Raw genomic sequence first — 16,695 nt, 5'->3', positions numbered from 1 at the left:
CTATTGAACTGCAGGACGGTTTTTGTAACTAGATAAGGGAGTGGAGCCGTTTGGACAAGGAGTACATTACGATTCAGTCGAGGAAATACGGGAACCGTCTCCATTATGAATGGAAAGCAAGGCCGCTCGAAAAGACGGACAAGCATATCTTCGTACTGAGCGAGCCCGGCCGTGAACTGCATCATTACACTAGAGGCAAAATCTTTATTTGTCAGCATTGGACGATTGAATATTTCTCCTTTGCCTCCTGGTTTACCGTGAGTGCCGATGTAGTGGACGGATCTATCACGCAGTATTATTGTAACATCAACCAACCCGCCACATGGGACGGGAATACGGTAACTTATGTTGATCTGGACCTGGATTATGTCCGAAGGAACAACGTTTGGAAGGTCATCGATGAAGATGAGTTTGCGAGTAATGCGGTGGAGCTTGCCTATCCTCCGGAGCTAGTTGAGAGAGCGAAGCTGGAATTAGAGAGCCTTCAGCAGCGCGTAGCGAATGGGCAGTTCCCTTTTGACGGGACGATAGAAAAATATGTTCAGGCGATCCCGAAGGGGACGCAGTGATGGGGGGAGATAAGCGGATGAAGGTTTCCGTGGTCGTTTTGGATTTGGACGGGACCTACCTGGATTCCCGCAAACAGGTGAGCGAGCGTAATCTGAAAGCAGTTCTAGCCTGCCACGAACAGGGCATACCGATCCTCATCGCAACCGCACGCCCCCCAAGGTCCGTTCAAGATTTGCTTCCAGAGCCCATACGGAATATCGGAATTATTATTTATTATAACGGGGCGCTTATCATTCACGAGGCCTTGAACCTAAGAGAGCATTATCCGATAAACCCGACGATTAGTAAAGAATTGATGGATTATATTTTTACGCATGAAAGCGATACTTATCTTTCAGTTGAGGCGGAGGACAGCTGGTTTAGCAGCAGGGAGCTGGACTATATGGAAATGATGCATATTAACCATAAGCCGCGTGTTGTATCGTTAGAGGAAATGCAGCAGCTGTCGCCTTCCAAAATTTTGATAAGCCATTATGACGATGTGCAGCCATTAATAGATCGTTTCGGACATAAGGTGAATCTGGTGGTCACGGACTCCGGGACATTGATTCAAATCTCATCGAAAGAAGCCTCCAAGGAAAACGCAGTTTCGCGGATATGCGAACGCTTGGGTGTTCCAATGGAGGAAGTCATGGTATTTGGAGATGACTTTAATGATGCAGGCTTATTCCAGTGCTGCGGCTATGCCATTGCCATGGGAAACGCCATTAAGGAGTTAAAGGACATGGCCTATGAGGTTACGGAAACCAATGATAACGATGGGGTTGCCGTTGTGTTGGAGCGGTTATGCAAATGATCAAGTATGTAGTAAGTCCTGCGCGTAAAGGAAGCTTGCGACGCGGGCGGCATACGAATTGTCTAAACGCGGGTAGTTGTAAACGTTATCTAGACAGGATGCCAATAACTGTATATAATATAGAAGAGTTATTTCATCCCGCGCGGGTGTAGTTCAATGGCAGAACTCCAGCTTCCCAAGCTGGTGGCGTGGGTTCGATTCCCATCACCCGCTTAGTGTGAAAACCCTTGATGCATAAGGGTTTTTTTTCTTTTTATTGGAGAATTGATTGAGTGCTATTTTCTTTCTATGGGGACGGAATGGGGACAAAACTGTTTTTGGGGTTCAATTGTTCGAATTGCTAGCGAATGTGTGGAAGCCCGTGCCGTTTTAGAAATTTACGCCATGTTACCGTTGCTGTGTTAACAAAGTGCAATACACCTATTTTTTTACATGGTAAAAAATGTAATAATATTCATGTAGCTGGCCAGCTATAGAATTTATTATAGGAGGAAGTGTATGAAGTTTAAAAAACTCTTTAGTATTTTACTTTTGGTTTTTGTAGTGTTGGTTTCAGTACAACCTACATTTGCTCAGGCTGGGCCTATCCAATGGACTTATTATGATGTTGCAACATCTGATAATAATTGTAGAAATAGCAAATTAATTACAAATTTCACTCCAACTAGTGCATTTATCAGTGAGGATTCTGGCGGGGAGAGATCTTACTGTTATGGCCAAGTTTGGGGTGAAACCTACGTTGAAAATATCAGTCAAGTTACTTTCAATTGGTACTACCTCCTAGAAGATCCATATTGCAGTGTCGAAATGCATGTAATTACCGATTCTCCATACAGCACTGATTTTTATTTCAATGATGATACGTACTCCAAGGAAGACTTCAGTGATGGTGGTGTACATACAGTCCAATTGCCTCCCAATTACACAGGCAAAGTTTACTTCTATATTTCAGTTGATGTTGGCTCTTGGCCTTCTCCTCGAACTGCTTGGGCAGGCTTCGAAAATATTACGTTTCAGTAATACGTAAAATAACAATGGCGGAGACTCTTACTGTCTCCCCTTTTTATTAATCTGACTGTGGAACCTTTTCAGCTAATAGCGCATCACCATACAGTGTATCTACTGTGCAGATAAGCGAGTAAGTCTGATTGGTTAAAGGAATCAGCCCTTTCTGTCAATTGACTGAAAAGGCTGATTGAAAGAGATTAAGTTACAACAAACTCTACAGTAATTGGATTTCCGGGATCCAGAACGTCCCCTCCAGGGATGGTGATAGCGGTGGTTGTTACAGTGGAAGTATCGGCTGTTTGGATCATACCATTGATGTATAGATTATAGTAAGAATATAATCCAGGAAAAGCAGTTGCTGCAACACCAGCGTCTGTTGTAAAAGCAGTAGCGGCGATAGCAAAAGTCGCGCCTGTTCCTGTTCCGAGTCCTGCAGTTGAATTAAAACGTCTAGAATTGATATATGGTGTAGTTATTGGCATCATTTTCACCCCCTTGTCTTATTTCAATAAATGCGGGGAAGTCATTTTATGGAAGGGCAAATCATGTGCTAAATATAACCAAATTGTGGAAAATGAGAAGAAGCCCCGGAGAATGATCCGAGGCTTTTTTTATGGGGACTATTTGGGGACGGATTAATGACTTGAACCCTTGAGCCGTAAGGGTTTTTTCTTTGCATATTTTTCGGTAAACAGATGACGACTTTCGGCTTATGGGGCCAATCATGGGGTGAATGCTCACCTCTAGGGTTGAGAGCCTCAAAACGGGGGTGTGAACCAAACCCCCAGGCCTGATTAGCTAAGCTATGAGCTAATCAGGCCTTTCATGCATTCTGCGTGACCAAAGGCTGCTTTTGCTTCCTTCAGAATTTCTTTAGAAATATCCCCATAAGCTCCTAAGATTTTTACATTAACATACTCTTATCGACATCAACGAGGAGGTTAGAGAGTGATTAGCGATATCATCATACAGTTAGTCGGACACTATGGATATCTGATTTTTTTCCTAGCCTTCTGCCTAGGTCCATTCGGGATCCCTGTTCCTAATGAAATAACCATACTAACAGGCGGCATTTTGAGTAACAATGGGGCTTTAAACCCGTGGATTGTATATATGGCTATCTTCGCAGGCTTATTTACAGCCATTACATTTGCTTATTTTGCGGGCAGAATCTTTGGGGAAAAATGTAAAAGCAAGCTCCAAAACAGCAGACATTTCCAGAAAGCAGAAACCCTTTTTAAACAACATGGAGATATTGCAATGTGTCTTGGATTATTCATTCCGATCGTACGGTATATTCTGCCCGTGTTTACTGGTTTTAGCGGTATCTCGTACAAAAAGTTTGCTTTGATTTCTTATCCAAGCGCTTTGGCTTGGACCGCCGCATTTTTTACAATCGGTAAGTTCTTTGGAAGCCACATATTGAATTTGCTGGCTTTATTTGATCTTAAATCGGCCGCAGTTGGTTTGATGATAGCTGTCGGTGCCTTTATCATAACCAAGCTATTAAGGTTAAAAGCTTCAAGCCGCTCTTTCTTGCATGAGCTATTCAACAAATGAAGTAATTAAAGAAACGGGAGGGAATCATTTGAATTCGAATCAGAATCTAACGTTCTTGCTGCGGTTTATCCAAAATCCAAAACAAGTGGGGAGTGTTATTCCCAGTTCTCGATTTTTAGCGGAAAAAATGGTTCAATCTGTGCCGTGGGATCGTGTATCCGCAATCGCTGAGCTTGGCTCCGGTACGGGAGCTATCACGCGATTTATCAAACCGCGGGTTAGTGATGCTGCTAAGGTGTTATTGTTTGAAATGGACGATACGATGAAGAGCGACTTGCAAACAAACTATCCCCATTTTTCAAGTTATTCAAACGCCTGCCATTTAACTAAAATAATGAGTCAACATGGTATTCATCAATTAGATTGCGTGATTAGCGGGCTACCCTTTTTTAATTTTAAGAGCGATCTCAGAGAAACGTTACTTCATCAAATTACCGAAGCATTAAAACCGGGAGGCTACTTTATCGCCTTTCAATACTCTTTACAGATGAAGAAACATTTATCCGAGAAATTCATCATTGAAAAAATTGATTTTGTGCCCCTTAACTTTCCTCCAGCCTTTGTTTATATATGCCGTAAAAAGGAGGAGATTTAATGCTGACCTGATCATCTTCATATTTCGTTTATTAAAAAAAGGAATAGGGGCAAAGCAGGATGATTACAGTACTTGTCGTCGATGATGACCCCGAAATTCGGGATGTTATTCACGTATATTTGCGGAATGAAGGATATCGTGTTCTAGAAGCTGCAGACGGTCTGGAAGCACTGGATCTATTAAAGTCAAACCTCATCCATCTGGTTATCTTAGATGTAATGATGCCCCGAATGGACGGGATTAAAGCTTGTATCAAAATTAGGGAAACTTCAACGCTCCCTATTATCATGCTCTCAGCAAAGGAAGAGGATATTGATAAAATTACTGGTCTTACGACCGGTGCCGACGATTACGTTACGAAGCCTTTTAATCCATTAGAATTACTGGCCCGGGTCAAAGCCCAACTAAGGAGGCAGACGTTTGCGGAGAAAGGAACAAACGATTCCCTAATCCGCATCCGAGACCTCGTTATCGACAAGGTCAAACATTCCGTAACATTGAAAGGAAAAGAAGTTTCGCTGACACCGTTAGAATTTACCATATTAGAATTACTCGCAAGCCATCCAGGGCAAGTATTTAGCGCGGATAAAATTCACGAAAGCGCATGGAAGGAGCCTTCCGGATATTCAGAAAATACGGTGATGGTTCACATTCGGAATATTCGCGAAAAAATAGAGGATACCCCAAGAGAGCCGCGATATATTAAAACCGTTTGGGGAGTCGGGTACAAAATGGAAAAATAAACGGGTCCGATCTGAAAGGGGGCCAGGACGTGGTTATACTGCTTTTAGTTGTGATAGTATTCATTTTACTTTACGTTGCCGTCAAGGTACGCCGTGATAGTATGTTGGAGATGATATTCATCATTCTTCTTTTAGTTGGAGGCATGATCCTCTTTTATCAAATCCTCTATTTTGAAGATAGAATACCGTTTTATGGAGTAAGCAGACTGGGACACTTTCTTTGCCATGCTATTATTTCCTTCTCATAGATGTATAATAATTCCTCTATCAATTTAGAATAATATCACATAGTAAGCACAAAGTCACTGTTTATCCTTTTTCATATAGTTCTTTAGGTATAAATAAGAATAAAATTGATATCAGTAATAGATCTGAAAAAATAGAATGAAACATGCCTTTTATCACAAATTTCAACTAATTAATACCTTTTCTTTTTAATTTTATAGCCCTCCAAACTTTTTCCGCAATTTCAACAGCATCATTAAAAAGAAACTGTGTTCTTCCATGTTGTTCATTAGTATTTTCTTTAACATATGCATAAACAAAATCTCTTCTAAGTTGTTTATTAGTACATAAATGAAATTGATCATTATTAATCAATTCATCTTCAAGTTCCTTTAGGAGTTTGTTTTGTGCTTCTAATTCTTTTTCTCTCTTTTCGTGGTTTATCTTATTAATTGCATCCCTATGATCTTCAATAATTTCTTTTAATACTTCATCAGGATCTTCAACTAGAAGCAAATCGTCATTAAAAAAACTGATTGAATAGGTAGTTCCATAAAGTGAAAAAAATAATATTAAAAAAATAGTTTCCCCTATATATTTGGACTTGAATATTAAATCATCATTGTACTCTTCAACTTCCTTTTCAATAACATTCATTAATTCATCTGGAACATAATTTCGGCTTATCATTTCTTCTGTAATTAGTTTTTCATCAATAAGGCTTTGTGAGAATTTGTCTTCTAAATAAAAAATATATTTAATATCCGAATTATGTGCAAAATCCAAGAATTCTTCAAAAGAACCGTTTTCCACATCACTAAATTCTATATCAATATTCTTTGTGCGACCTATAATTGTTTTAATACCAATTTGATTTACCCTAGATATGATTTTTTTCGTGTTTATTTTTGGCATAATAGATCCTCCAAAGAAATAGCCATTTCATCGTTTTTGTGCATCCACTCACATAATTTCCCTTGCACTTACTCTTTGTCTTTTATTTTTATTATTATAAAATCCTCTTCATTAGTAAGTATTCTATGTTCAATACTAAATTCTTTTAAGACTGCATGGACTTTCTTACTAAATTATACAGGATTTTCGTAGTCTGTCGAATTTATAACCAATTCTTTAAAGTGTTTCAAATTTTCTATTACAACAAACAATCCACCTAAATCATTTTTGAATTTCATTAATTATCCCCCACATAAATAACCTTTTTTTCTAAATTGCTACTGACCAAACAATGACTATGAACTATTAATAAATTCCATTAATATATCCACTGTACAAAAAAATCATGTAAACAATAAATCATATTTTATTTATTTTAATGAAGAGAGAAACTCCCTTCCTTTTTCATCTAGCGATAACCTCACCAGTGTCTGAGTTGATTTTTTTTACGATTATCTTTGCTTCATCTAAAAAGTTACCAATCTCAACATGCCATTGCTTAATTGCGACGTGAAATTCAGCTTTCCTTATATATGGGTTATTAATTTCATCTTTAGAGTATCCTAACGCTTTTCCTATTGCTACCTCTTGACTTATTGAGCTTCCACTTTTGTTTTCCAGCGTTTTAATAACTAATTTTGTACCCATTGCTTGTTCAGGATATGATTCTGCAATTTCATCAGTAACCCATACTTCAACATTCATTCCAAGCTTTAATTGATCTTTATTAAGGAAATTTTTCTTTTCATCAATGATTTTTGCATTAGTGATGGATACATAAATCGCTCTTGGTTTGTTTTCTTTCTGTTCGACAACTAAAACAGAGTTTTCTCCTAATTTTACAATAAGTCCTGTCATTACAGCTCTTTCATTCTTTCCACAACCTGTTGTAGTGAAACTAAGGATTAAAATTACAATAATAAAACACTTATAGTTCACTTCATCATCTCCTTCCAATATGGTAATTAAAGAGTAAGATAGCTATTAATATAGCTATCTTACTTGAAAAAAACTATGGGCTTGTAGTAACCGGATAAACCCCTAGAGCACTAATTACATTTTGGACTTGCGTATAAATTCCACCTGACCCAGTATGAATACCCATGATTGTATATCCAGCCCAGATAGTAGAACCGCTATCTCCTTTCATTGAAGAATAACTAGCCTGTTCTCCTCTTCCAGATCACGAATCCGTTTCTGAAGATCACGTATGGCCTTGTCTTCCGGTTTTAGTTGCCCACTACCGGGAAACGCCCCGCTGCCGTCCTGTTTAAACTCGGCGATCCAGCGATAGATCGTATTCTCATGCAGATCCATCTCACGGGCTACCTGCGCCACCGACTTCCCTTCTTTTTGAACGAGTCGAACGGTTTGAAGTTTGAATTCTTTGTCGTATTTTTTCGTCATGTCGGACACCTCGATTATGAATGCTTTTATTTTCGCACTCTCGGTTCTCCGTGTCCAATATTGAGTCTAGCACCACAATTGATGGAATACATCATTGGGGAAAAAAACAGGAAATATCTTGAAATACTCAGGAATCATAATGCTATCATACTTGTTCCCGTCAGTCATGAAATGTTATTAGGGGATTTAGCGGATGAATGGATCCATTTGTAATTGCTCAACGAAATACAGAATTTTTTACCTTGAGTTAGCTTCAAGCTAGCGGCGCGGGTTCGATTCTCAATACCTGCTTCTACCAGATTGGCTATTGAATGTTGGTTTGTAGCATACAAGTAAGGTCTTTTCCAATGCATTCCCATAAAAACTATCCCAATGCATCAATATTCGCCGGTGACTGTGCGAGTATTATGCATTTTTTTGTATCAAAGCAATTAGAGAAGAAACGAGCTTGCAGCAAAAAGGGGAACAGCGCACATTGTCGAATTATTGTAGTTACATGCAATATGGACGTATGCTGCTTATAAAGGGGTAGTGTTAGACAATGCAAGAGCTTCACAAAACCTTCCAGATCCCGGATGAAATCTATGGAAGAGATGAGGAATTGACTGTCCTGCAACATGCATTTCACTGGGCTTCTCTGGGCTCAACCGAGGTGGTGGTTATTTCGGGGCAGCCCGGCGTGGGGAAAACCTCCCTCGTGCAAAAGAGCTTTAAGTCCGGCGTTATCGGGGCTTGCAAGTTTGCGTCAGGAAAATTTGATCAATATAGTACCGGAACCCCTTACGAGCCCTTCATCAAATGCTTTCAAACCGTCATTAGGCAGGTGCTCACGGAGCCGGATTCCGTACTCCAAGCATGGATTCAACGCATACGAGAAGTGGTTGGATCGAACGGTGCGGTCATTACGGAAGTGATTCCAGAGGCAGGGCTGCTTCTACAGCCTGAGCTTCCGCTAGAGGAGCTGCCTGCTATAGAATCCCAGAACCGCTTTGAATCGGTTTTTTGCCGATTTGTTCAAGTGTTTGCCCAGATGGATCATCCTCTCGTCTTATTTTTTGATGATGTACAATGGGCGGATGAGGCTTCTCTTCGGCTGCTGCACTCCTTGATTGTCTCTCCGGAAAGTCACAATTTGCTTGTTATCGCGGCTTATCGGGAGCAGGAAAGCATAGGGAGGATCGAACAATGGCTATTGGAGGAGCATACCGGATATTCGGTGCGCAGAATCTCTCTTAAGCCTCTCGAATTCGGGCATATTCAAAGCATAGTGGCGGCTTCGCTTGGCTGCACTCCTGCTGAATGCTTGCCATTGGCCCATTTGCTGTTTGCCAAATCAGCAGGCAATCCGTTCTACATGAAGCAGCTGTTCAAATTGGCGCAGGACGAGCAGTATATCCGATTTAATGTCCAAGATAATATGTGGGAATGGCAGTTGGAGGCCATGAAGCATTTTCAGGAAATGGATGGGCAAATCGAATATTTGGAGGAACGTATCAACAAGCTGCCGATGCGCTCCAGGCAGTTGCTTGTCATCAGCGCTTGTCTGGGGAACAGGTTTCATGCTGCGCTGCTTAGTGCTGTAAGCGGTTATAAGGAAAATGAAGTTTATGAGCTATTGTCCCCTGCTGTTGAAGTGGGCCTCTTGGCTGCGGTTGAGGAAACGGAAGCGGCTAGGGGATATCAATTTATACATGATAAAATCCGGCAAGCGGCCTATTCCATGCTAGATCCTCAACATTTAATGGAGGCACATCATCGGGCAGGACATTATTTGCTGAAGGAACATGCCGATAAAGAGCCATTTTTGTTCGATATTGTGAACCATTTCAACCGTGCATTGGATTTGCTATCTCCCGAAGACCGTATAATGGCCGCAGGTTTGAACGAGGAAGCGGGCAGGAAAGCATTGCAATCCTCCGCCTATTCGACAGCCCTGCATTATTTTCAAACAGGGATGGATTGTGTCCCGGATACCTTCTGGAACGATCGATTTGAATTCATGTTTCAGCTCCATCTAAAGTATGCCGAGTGTGCTTACCTATGCGGTCAATATGAACAGGCCGATGCGGTGCTGAATGCACTTTTGAACCGGTCGGAGCATTGGCCGGATCGGGTGCAGGTTTATAAATTACAAATTGATCGGTACAGCAACACTGGAAACTATTCGCAAGCCATCGATTTAGGACTTCAATCGCTGCGGGAGGTTGGGATTCGAATAGCGCAACAGCCGCATAAGTTGGTCATTCTAAAGGAGGTTTTTTTGACCAAACGGTTACTGCAGAAGAGGATGGAGGAGCTGCCTTCTTTACCAGAGGTTACCGACCCGCAAGCCAAAGGGGTGATGGAGCTGTTAGTAGCTCTTGTAGCGCCGACGTTCTTCTTCAACCGCGCCGTATTTGCTATTATTGCTTCCAAATTCATTCGCCTCGTTTACGAATATGGATCTTCTACTGTAGCTCCCAGCTTATATGCGGCTTATGGCATGCTGTTAGGTACCGCACTTGGCCAATACCAGATGGGCTACCGCTTGGGGCAAATAGCAATTGAGTTGGCCGATCGTTCTGGTGTGGCCTCCATTAAAACCAAAGTACATGTCATGTTTTACGGTGTCATTTCTCCCTGGGTGCGGTTTGACCGGGATGATGAGGTTAAGCTGGAGCAGGCGGCCCGATTAGGCCTGGAGGCAGGGGATTATGTCTATGCAAGCTACGCGATCGGCAGCCTCATCAATTTATCTTACGTTCGAGATTCCATGGATCGCATGTACGATGTCAATCGCAGAAATTTGCAGGTGATCGAGCAAACCAAAGAGGATTTGGTATACAAGAACGCTCTGATTTACATGGAATTGGCCAACAGCTGGAGGTTCTCTCAGGGAGAAATTTTATCTATTACGGACGGCAGGGGCAGCGAAACGGAATTTTTGGAAGAAGTCATGAAGGATGAGGGAAAAGCTGTCACGCTGTATCAAGTATGTACGTACAAGGCACAAATGTACTATTTGTTTGGATATTACCGGGAAGCGGTCCGCTTATCGGAGCAAGCCAATCCCTATGAGCATTTGTCAGCCCATGCACCTCACTTATCGGAGCATCACTTCTATGAGGCATTATCCATAGCAGCCGCGTGGGAGGAATTGACGGCAAGCGAACGAAGTACATATTCCAAAACGTTAAAGCGAAGATATAAGCAGTTCAAGGCATGGGATAGGATGTCGCCGGAGAACTTCAGACATAAGCTGCTGCTGATTGAAGGGGAAATAGCCCGTTTAAAAGGGAATGAGCAGGAGATGACCGATTTATATGACCGTTCCATACTGTTTGCCCGTGAGCGGAATTATGCGCAATACCAAGCGATTGGCTGCGAGCTGGCCGCGAAGTATCATTTGCATAAAGGCAGGGAAAGAATTGCCCTGGGCTACATGCAGGAGGCGTATGAGCTGTACGGTGTATGGGGTGCTGAGGCCAAACGATATCGATTAAGAGCACAATACCCGCAATGGCTGCAGGAGCCTTCCAACAACCAGCCACTAGCATCCTTCGACATTTCAGACGTTGGCTTGGGGCAATCCCAGCAAAAGGATATAGACATTCATGGTACACCAGAGGATGTGAATGTAAGGAAAGAGACTGCTGCAAAAGAGATCGATTTTGGTGCGATTGTAAAAGCGTCCTTATCTATGTCACAGGGGCTAGATCTGAAGGAGCTTCAGAAGCATCTGCTTGAAATTATTATGGAGACCTCGGATGCAGAAAAGGGATGCCTGCTTGTACTAAGAAACGGCGAGTTGCGATTGGAAGCCGTTATGCGAGGTAAGGGGGAGGCGGCGGATGTATCTATCGCATTAGAGGATAGCGAGGAAGTTCCGGTCACTATGATTCAGTACGCATCCCGTCTGGGGCATTGGGTACAATCCGAAAATGCTTCCCAGGATGATCTTTTTCAAACAGATCCCTATATTATCCGAAAGCAAAGCCGGACGGTTTGCTGCTTACCGCTTTATTTGCAAGATCGATTTTCAGGCATGCTTTATTTGGAAGATAGCAGACGATGCCATTCTTTCTCGGATGATAGGATCGACACTGTTCGTATACTGGCCTCCCAAGCTTTATTTGTCTGGAAGCTGTCCGGTTCATTCGGAGATCATTCGGATTCTCCTCCCGCGACAACAGAGATTAAGCAGGAGGAGGGCATTGTTGACGCCTTGACCGACCGCGAGCTTGAAGTACTGAACCTGATGGCCTCCGGAATGACGAATAAGGAAATCGCTTATCAGCTGGGAGTAACGGCAGGAACGGTTAAGGTTCATATCCACAACATCTTCAGCAAACTGAATGTGAACCGGAGAACGAAAGCTATCGCCGAAGCCAAAAAGAAAAACATACTGAATTAGCAAAAAGGATGCGCGAAGCATCCTTTTTTTACATAATTTATAAATTTCGGGGCACCCCGCAAAGTACCTGAATCAGCTTCGAAGCTAAGGCTCCACTACTTTGTGGGGTTATTTTACCATAATAGAGTTTATAAGACTCCGAGGTCATCGGATGCGAAAATTCTATTTGGCGATAAAACCTACCTCTAAACGCGGTCGCACGTCTTTGAAAGGCCTCGATAGAGGTTTTCTCATGCGAAAAAATGGTTTTTTCTTTGGGTCTATACCATTTGGTATATGCGGTTTTTTGTCGAAATAGATACAATCGTAGCGTACTTCAAACAGAGAAAACGGTTTGAAGCATATTCATATAGGCAGGAGGAACTAATTTATGGGAGCCTCATAGACATCGGTACGAAGGATAGAAATTATGAAGTAGGGAGGATACTGTTTTGCAATCGGCATGGTCCAAAAACAGCTTCAAACACTGGCGAATAATTATCACTTATATTCTTATTGCAGGGTTGACAGCGCTTGGTGGGGTGCTTCCGGTTCAAGCCGATTCAAGTGCTGCCGGCAGCTCTTTCAGCAGCTTTACGGTGACTACGGATACCCCCGCTTATTTTAGCGGCTACATGGATAACCAAGGGGGCTATTCAAAAGAAACGCCGGTCTATCATTTTAAGTTCACTGCTGCTGATCCTGTCCAAGCGGGTGATATCGTACAAGTTGAGCTGCCTTATCAGTATAATTTTGTAGGGAACCCAAGCTTATTTATGTGGACAGCTAACCAGGCGATTCCGACAGTCAACATGGCTGTTATGGTTAATGGAATATCCAGGAGCATCGTTGATACAGCAGCTACACAATACTCCGAGAATGGGAAGCCGGCCTTGCAATTCAAAATGTCCGGCGGCATCGTAAGCGGTGATAGTGTGGATATTCGATTGGTGAATTTTTTGATCACCCCCGATTATCATTTCATGAGACCGGGGCCGCAGGAGTATGCGATCAGCACGGACAAAAACGTGACCCCTTTACCAACGACACACAATCTGTTCACCAATAATGTTGCGGATTATTACCCGGATGCCGATTCGTACGCGGCAGCAGCCGTTACGGGGTATCACTTCAAGTTTACTGTGATGCAGCCCATTGATCCAAGCTCAAGCATCACGATAGTGTTTCCTCAAGAAAGTACGAGACCAGCCGTGGCAGATGCCTCCAAAATAAAAATCAATGGAATGGCTGCTTCTTCGGCCGTTTGGTCCGGCAATGAATTGACGGTCCAGTCCTCGATTGCATTGCCAAGCTTCTCAACCGTTCAGATTGACATGGATTCCGCCGCTCAAGTGACGAATCCGTCCGTACCGGGCTATTACAATTATGACATCAAGACCAGTGTCGATCCAAAACCAGCGTCCCGGAAGATCGGAATCATGCCCTCATCAGGGGGTTCTTTGGCAGATAATCCATCTCATAACGCGGGATATGTAAACAGTAATGGTAATCAATTGCGCTTTATGTTTGCTGCGCCTACTATACTGAAGGCAGGGGACACCGTTACTGTGTCCAGCGCTCCCGGTACTATATTGAGTGATCCTAATATAGTCTCCGGAGATATTAAATTGGAATGGTCAGCCCCATACCAAGAGCAAAACGAAGCCTCTCCGAGCTCAGTAACTCGGTTAGCAGACAACAAGCTTCAATTCGTACTTCCTGCAGAATATTATTGCGATCCTGATTATCATCTCGTCTTCAACCTTCCGAACGTCATTGCCCAAAGCTATGGGGAATATGAATTTCAAGTAACCACTTCGCAGCAGCGTATCCCTGCAAGCGTAACGCTGCTTGTTACACCTCCGCAAATTCAAAATCTGAAGCTGAATGTCAGCTCGACAGTGGCAGACACTCCCAATGTGTCCTATTCGTTTGCTTTCGAGACGAACGAGCCTTTGGAGGAGGGAGACGCATTTCAAATCGTGATTCCTCGGGGAATGACCGTTCCGGAAGGGATACAAGCCAGGGATGTTAGCGTTAATGGCGTGCAGGCAGACAGTGTTTCGTATGATCGATTTCTGCGTAAGCTTAGTGTTGGGGTCCCCATGAATCTGCACTTGATGGATCCGGTTACCATCACCATCGCCGGCAGTGCGGGGCTGACCAATCCGGCTATTGGGGAATACTCGTTCAGCGTCTATCCTATGTGGTACGACTGGGAAGCAGCTGTCGTAAAAATTAGCTTTACCGAAGCGCCGACTATGACGGGAATTACGATTTCTCCGAGTACTGTAGATCTGAAGCTGGGAGAAAGCGTGAACAAGCAGCTTCAGGTAACGGCGAATTTTTCAGATCAATCGGTTAAGGACATAACAGCCTCAAGCGCAGGCACGACGTATAGCAGCAGCGATACGAATGTGGCCACCGTCAGCGCAGACGGACTCATTGAAGCCAAGCAGGCAGGACAAGCGGTGATTACCGTTACCAGCAGCGGTTATACCCATGCGGTGAACGTAAAGGTAGCCAAAGCCGATGCTCCCCCTCCTGCTACTGTAACAGGAATTACCGCTTCTCCCAAAGTGGTCGAACTGAAGCTGGGAAGCAATGTCAGCCAGCAGCTTCAAGTAACAGCCAGCTTATCAGATCAAACGGCCAGAGATGTTACCGCGGCAGACACAGGTACGACGTACAGCAGCAGCGATACCAATGTAGCGACTGTCCAATCGAACGGTTTGATCGAGCCTAAGCAGTCCGGTCAGGCGGTCATCACGGTAACCAACAGCGTCTACACCGACAAAGTGAATGTTACAGTAACCAAAGCCGACACCCCGACACCGAATATTACGATGACGGGAATAGCCGTCTCACCCAAGGTGGTAGAACTGATGCTGGGGAGCAATATTAGCAAGCAGCTTCAAGTGACGGCGAGCTTATCGGACCAAACGACCAAAGACGTCACGGCGGCAAGCACTGGCACGTCGTACAGCAGCAGCGATACCAATGTAGCGACCGTTCAATCGAACGGTTTAGTCGAAGCCAAGCAGTTCGGTCAGGCGGTCATCACGGTAACCAACAGCGTCTACACTGACAAAGTGAATGTTACAATAGTCAAAGCCGATACCCCGGCACCGAATATTATGATGACGGGAATAGCCGTCACACCTAAGGTGGTAGAACTGAAGCTGGGGAGCAATGTCAGCAAGCAGCTTCAAGTGACGGCGAGCTTATCGGATCAAACGACTAAAGACGTCACGGCGGCAAGTACTGGAACAACGTACAGCAGCAGCGATATGAGCATAGCGACCGTCCAATCGAACGGTTTGATCGAAGCCAAGCAGTCCGGACAAGCGGTCATCACGGTAACCAACAGCGTTTATAGTGAAAAGGTCAACGTCACGGTAGCAGCGGCAGATCAACAAGGCGGCGGTTCATCCACTACGAGACGTCATCATTCATCTTTACCTTTACAAGATCCGGACAGCGTAGAGAAAGACATCATTGCCGCTGAAGGTGGGATTGTAGACCTTAAAGGCACCGCTTATGTACAAATACCTCCGGCTGCGCTGCCTGCAGACGGGAAAATCAAAGCGGCCAAGCTGCCGGCAGATCAGGCTGCAGGCATGGAGCGGTATAGTCCAACGGTGGAGTTCAGCAGCAGTACCGGAAAAACGTTCAAATTACCTGTTACGTTAGGCTTTGCCTATCAAGCTCAACAAGCACCAGCGGGTTTGAAGCCGGCGGTATATTACTACAACGAATCCCAAGCACGGTGGGTCTACCTTGGCGGTAATTGGAAAGACAACGGTACTATTACCGTGGAAGTGACCCATTTCGGCAAATTTGCCGTATTTGCATCCGAGTCCGTCCAATTTCAAGATTTAAACGGACATTGGGTGGGGGGCTATGCGGACCGCTTAGTCGGCATGAAAGTCATTCGCGGATTTGAAGATCATACATTTCGGCCGGATCAGAATGTCACCCGGGCAGAATTTGTGAAAATGATTGCAGATTTGATGGGATTACCATCTACTGCGGCATCTACTGCATTTGCCGATAATGAATCGATTCCGAATTGGGCTCGAGGAGCGGTTGCCTCGGCAGTGCAAGCTGGAATTATTAGTGGATATGAAGAGAAGGGCAAGCTTTGGTTCAAATCGAATCAATCGATAACGCGTGCGGAGATGGCAGTGATCTTTAATAGAGTACTGGAGCGGCATCTGACCACTACGAACACGGATAAGGTTGTGTTTTCCGATCAGGCTAGCATTCCGTCATGGGCTCAATCTGCGGTAACCGCGATAGCAGGCCATAAACTGGTTAGCGGCTATCAAGATGGTTCATTCCGTCCTGATCAAAGCGCTACGAGAGCAGAAACGGTAAAAATGCTTTATATGCTATCAGACCTATTGCCGATGTAAATTAGATACTGATGAGTTTAAAATTTACGAACCCAAACAATAGCATG

Annotated in this window: 11 protein-coding genes, 1 tRNA gene and 1 pseudogene; 9 read left to right on the top strand and 4 right to left on the bottom strand. The window is 43.7% G+C overall.

The features are described from left to right. The first annotated feature begins 50 nt into the window (after positions 1-50). The 4 genes from GGC63_RS04990 to GGC63_RS04975 all read left to right on the top strand — a co-directional run bounded on the left by GGC63_RS04990 (position 51) and on the right by GGC63_RS04975 (position 2,386). A complete protein-coding gene (locus GGC63_RS04990; RefSeq protein ID WP_192701306.1) occupies positions 51-569 on the top strand; it encodes a DUF402 domain-containing protein in 519 nt (172 codons plus the stop codon). 17 nt (positions 570-586) lie between these two features. Then, entirely contained in the window at positions 587-1,366 is a 780-nt protein-coding gene (locus tag GGC63_RS04985) for an HAD family hydrolase (protein ID WP_192701305.1), read from the top strand. A 142-nt stretch (positions 1,367-1,508) separates the two neighbouring features. After that, positions 1,509-1,579, top strand: a tRNA-Gly gene (locus GGC63_RS04980). 285 nt (positions 1,580-1,864) lie between these two features. After that, entirely contained in the window at positions 1,865-2,386 is a 522-nt protein-coding gene (locus GGC63_RS04975) for a hypothetical protein (RefSeq protein ID WP_192701304.1), read from the top strand. Between the two features lie 185 nt (positions 2,387-2,571). On the opposite strand, the gene GGC63_RS04970 is transcribed toward GGC63_RS04975, so the two are convergent. Continuing rightward, on the bottom strand, positions 2,572-2,856 hold the full coding sequence (locus GGC63_RS04970; RefSeq protein WP_079914444.1) for a DUF4183 domain-containing protein: 285 nt from the start codon (positions 2,854-2,856) through the stop codon (positions 2,572-2,574). Between the two features lie 466 nt (positions 2,857-3,322). On the opposite strand from GGC63_RS04970, the gene GGC63_RS04965 reads away from it, so the two are divergent. From GGC63_RS04965 to GGC63_RS04955, 3 genes are read left to right on the top strand one after another with little or no spacing between them, the layout of a single operon-like run. After that, a complete protein-coding gene (locus tag GGC63_RS04965; RefSeq protein WP_192701303.1) occupies positions 3,323-3,934 on the top strand; it encodes a DedA family protein in 612 nt (203 codons plus the stop codon). 28 nt (positions 3,935-3,962) lie between these two features. Further along, positions 3,963-4,529: a class I SAM-dependent methyltransferase gene (locus GGC63_RS04960; RefSeq protein ID WP_225947900.1), complete on the top strand. Its 567-nt coding sequence runs from the start codon at positions 3,963-3,965 to the stop codon at positions 4,527-4,529. A gap of 59 nt (positions 4,530-4,588) precedes the next feature. Next, positions 4,589-5,272, top strand: coding sequence for a response regulator transcription factor (locus tag GGC63_RS04955; RefSeq protein WP_192701301.1), 684 nt, complete (start codon positions 4,589-4,591; stop codon positions 5,270-5,272). Positions 5,273-5,686: 414 nt separating this feature from the next. Here the strand turns inward: GGC63_RS04955 and GGC63_RS04950 are convergent, their stop codons facing one another. From GGC63_RS04950 to GGC63_RS04940, 3 genes and pseudogenes are all read right to left on the bottom strand, one after another. After that, entirely contained in the window at positions 5,687-6,412 is a 726-nt protein-coding gene (locus GGC63_RS04950) for a hypothetical protein (RefSeq protein WP_192701300.1), read from the bottom strand. Positions 6,413-6,856: 444 nt separating this feature from the next. Continuing rightward, positions 6,857-7,390 carry a DUF3221 domain-containing protein gene (locus tag GGC63_RS04945; RefSeq protein ID WP_192701299.1) on the bottom strand — a complete coding sequence of 178 codons (534 nt, stop codon included), beginning with the start codon at positions 7,388-7,390 and terminating at the stop codon, positions 6,857-6,859. A 219-nt stretch (positions 7,391-7,609) separates the two neighbouring features. Beyond that, positions 7,610-7,858, bottom strand: a pseudogene (locus GGC63_RS04940) (transposase); the annotation flags it as partial. 541 nt (positions 7,859-8,399) lie between these two features. Here GGC63_RS04940 and GGC63_RS04935 point away from each other — a divergent pair. After that, the gene (locus GGC63_RS04935; RefSeq protein ID WP_192701297.1) at positions 8,400-12,251 is read left to right on the top strand and encodes a helix-turn-helix transcriptional regulator; all 3,852 of its coding nucleotides are present in this window, start codon (positions 8,400-8,402) and stop codon (positions 12,249-12,251) included. A 431-nt stretch (positions 12,252-12,682) separates the two neighbouring features. Beyond that, the gene (locus tag GGC63_RS04930) at positions 12,683-16,648 is read left to right on the top strand and encodes an S-layer homology domain-containing protein (RefSeq protein WP_192701296.1); all 3,966 of its coding nucleotides are present in this window, start codon (positions 12,683-12,685) and stop codon (positions 16,646-16,648) included. Positions 16,649-16,695: the final 47 nt, after the last annotated feature.

The organism is Paenibacillus sp. OAS669, assembly GCF_014873645.1.
GTDB classification, from domain to species: Bacteria; Bacillota; Bacilli; order Paenibacillales; family NBRC-103111; genus Paenibacillus_S; species Paenibacillus_S vulneris.
This window is presented reverse-complemented; position numbering and strand designations above follow the sequence as displayed.

Excerpts from the sequence above, each read along its gene's own strand:
- GGC63_RS04985 (WP_192701305.1), top strand. The coding sequence starts at position 587 with ATGAAGGTTTCCGTGGTCGTTTTGGATTTGGACGGGACCTACCTGGAT.
- GGC63_RS04975 (WP_192701304.1), top strand. The coding sequence starts at position 1,865 with ATGAAGTTTAAAAAACTCTTTAGTATTTTACTTTTGGTTTTTGTAGTG.
- GGC63_RS04970 (WP_079914444.1), bottom strand. The coding sequence starts at position 2,856 with ATGCCAATAACTACACCATATATCAATTCTAGACGTTTTAATTCAACT.
- GGC63_RS04955 (WP_192701301.1), top strand. The coding sequence starts at position 4,589 with ATGATTACAGTACTTGTCGTCGATGATGACCCCGAAATTCGGGATGTT.
- GGC63_RS04950 (WP_192701300.1), bottom strand. The coding sequence starts at position 6,412 with ATGCCAAAAATAAACACGAAAAAAATCATATCTAGGGTAAATCAAATT.
- GGC63_RS04935 (WP_192701297.1), top strand. The coding sequence starts at position 8,400 with ATGCAAGAGCTTCACAAAACCTTCCAGATCCCGGATGAAATCTATGGA.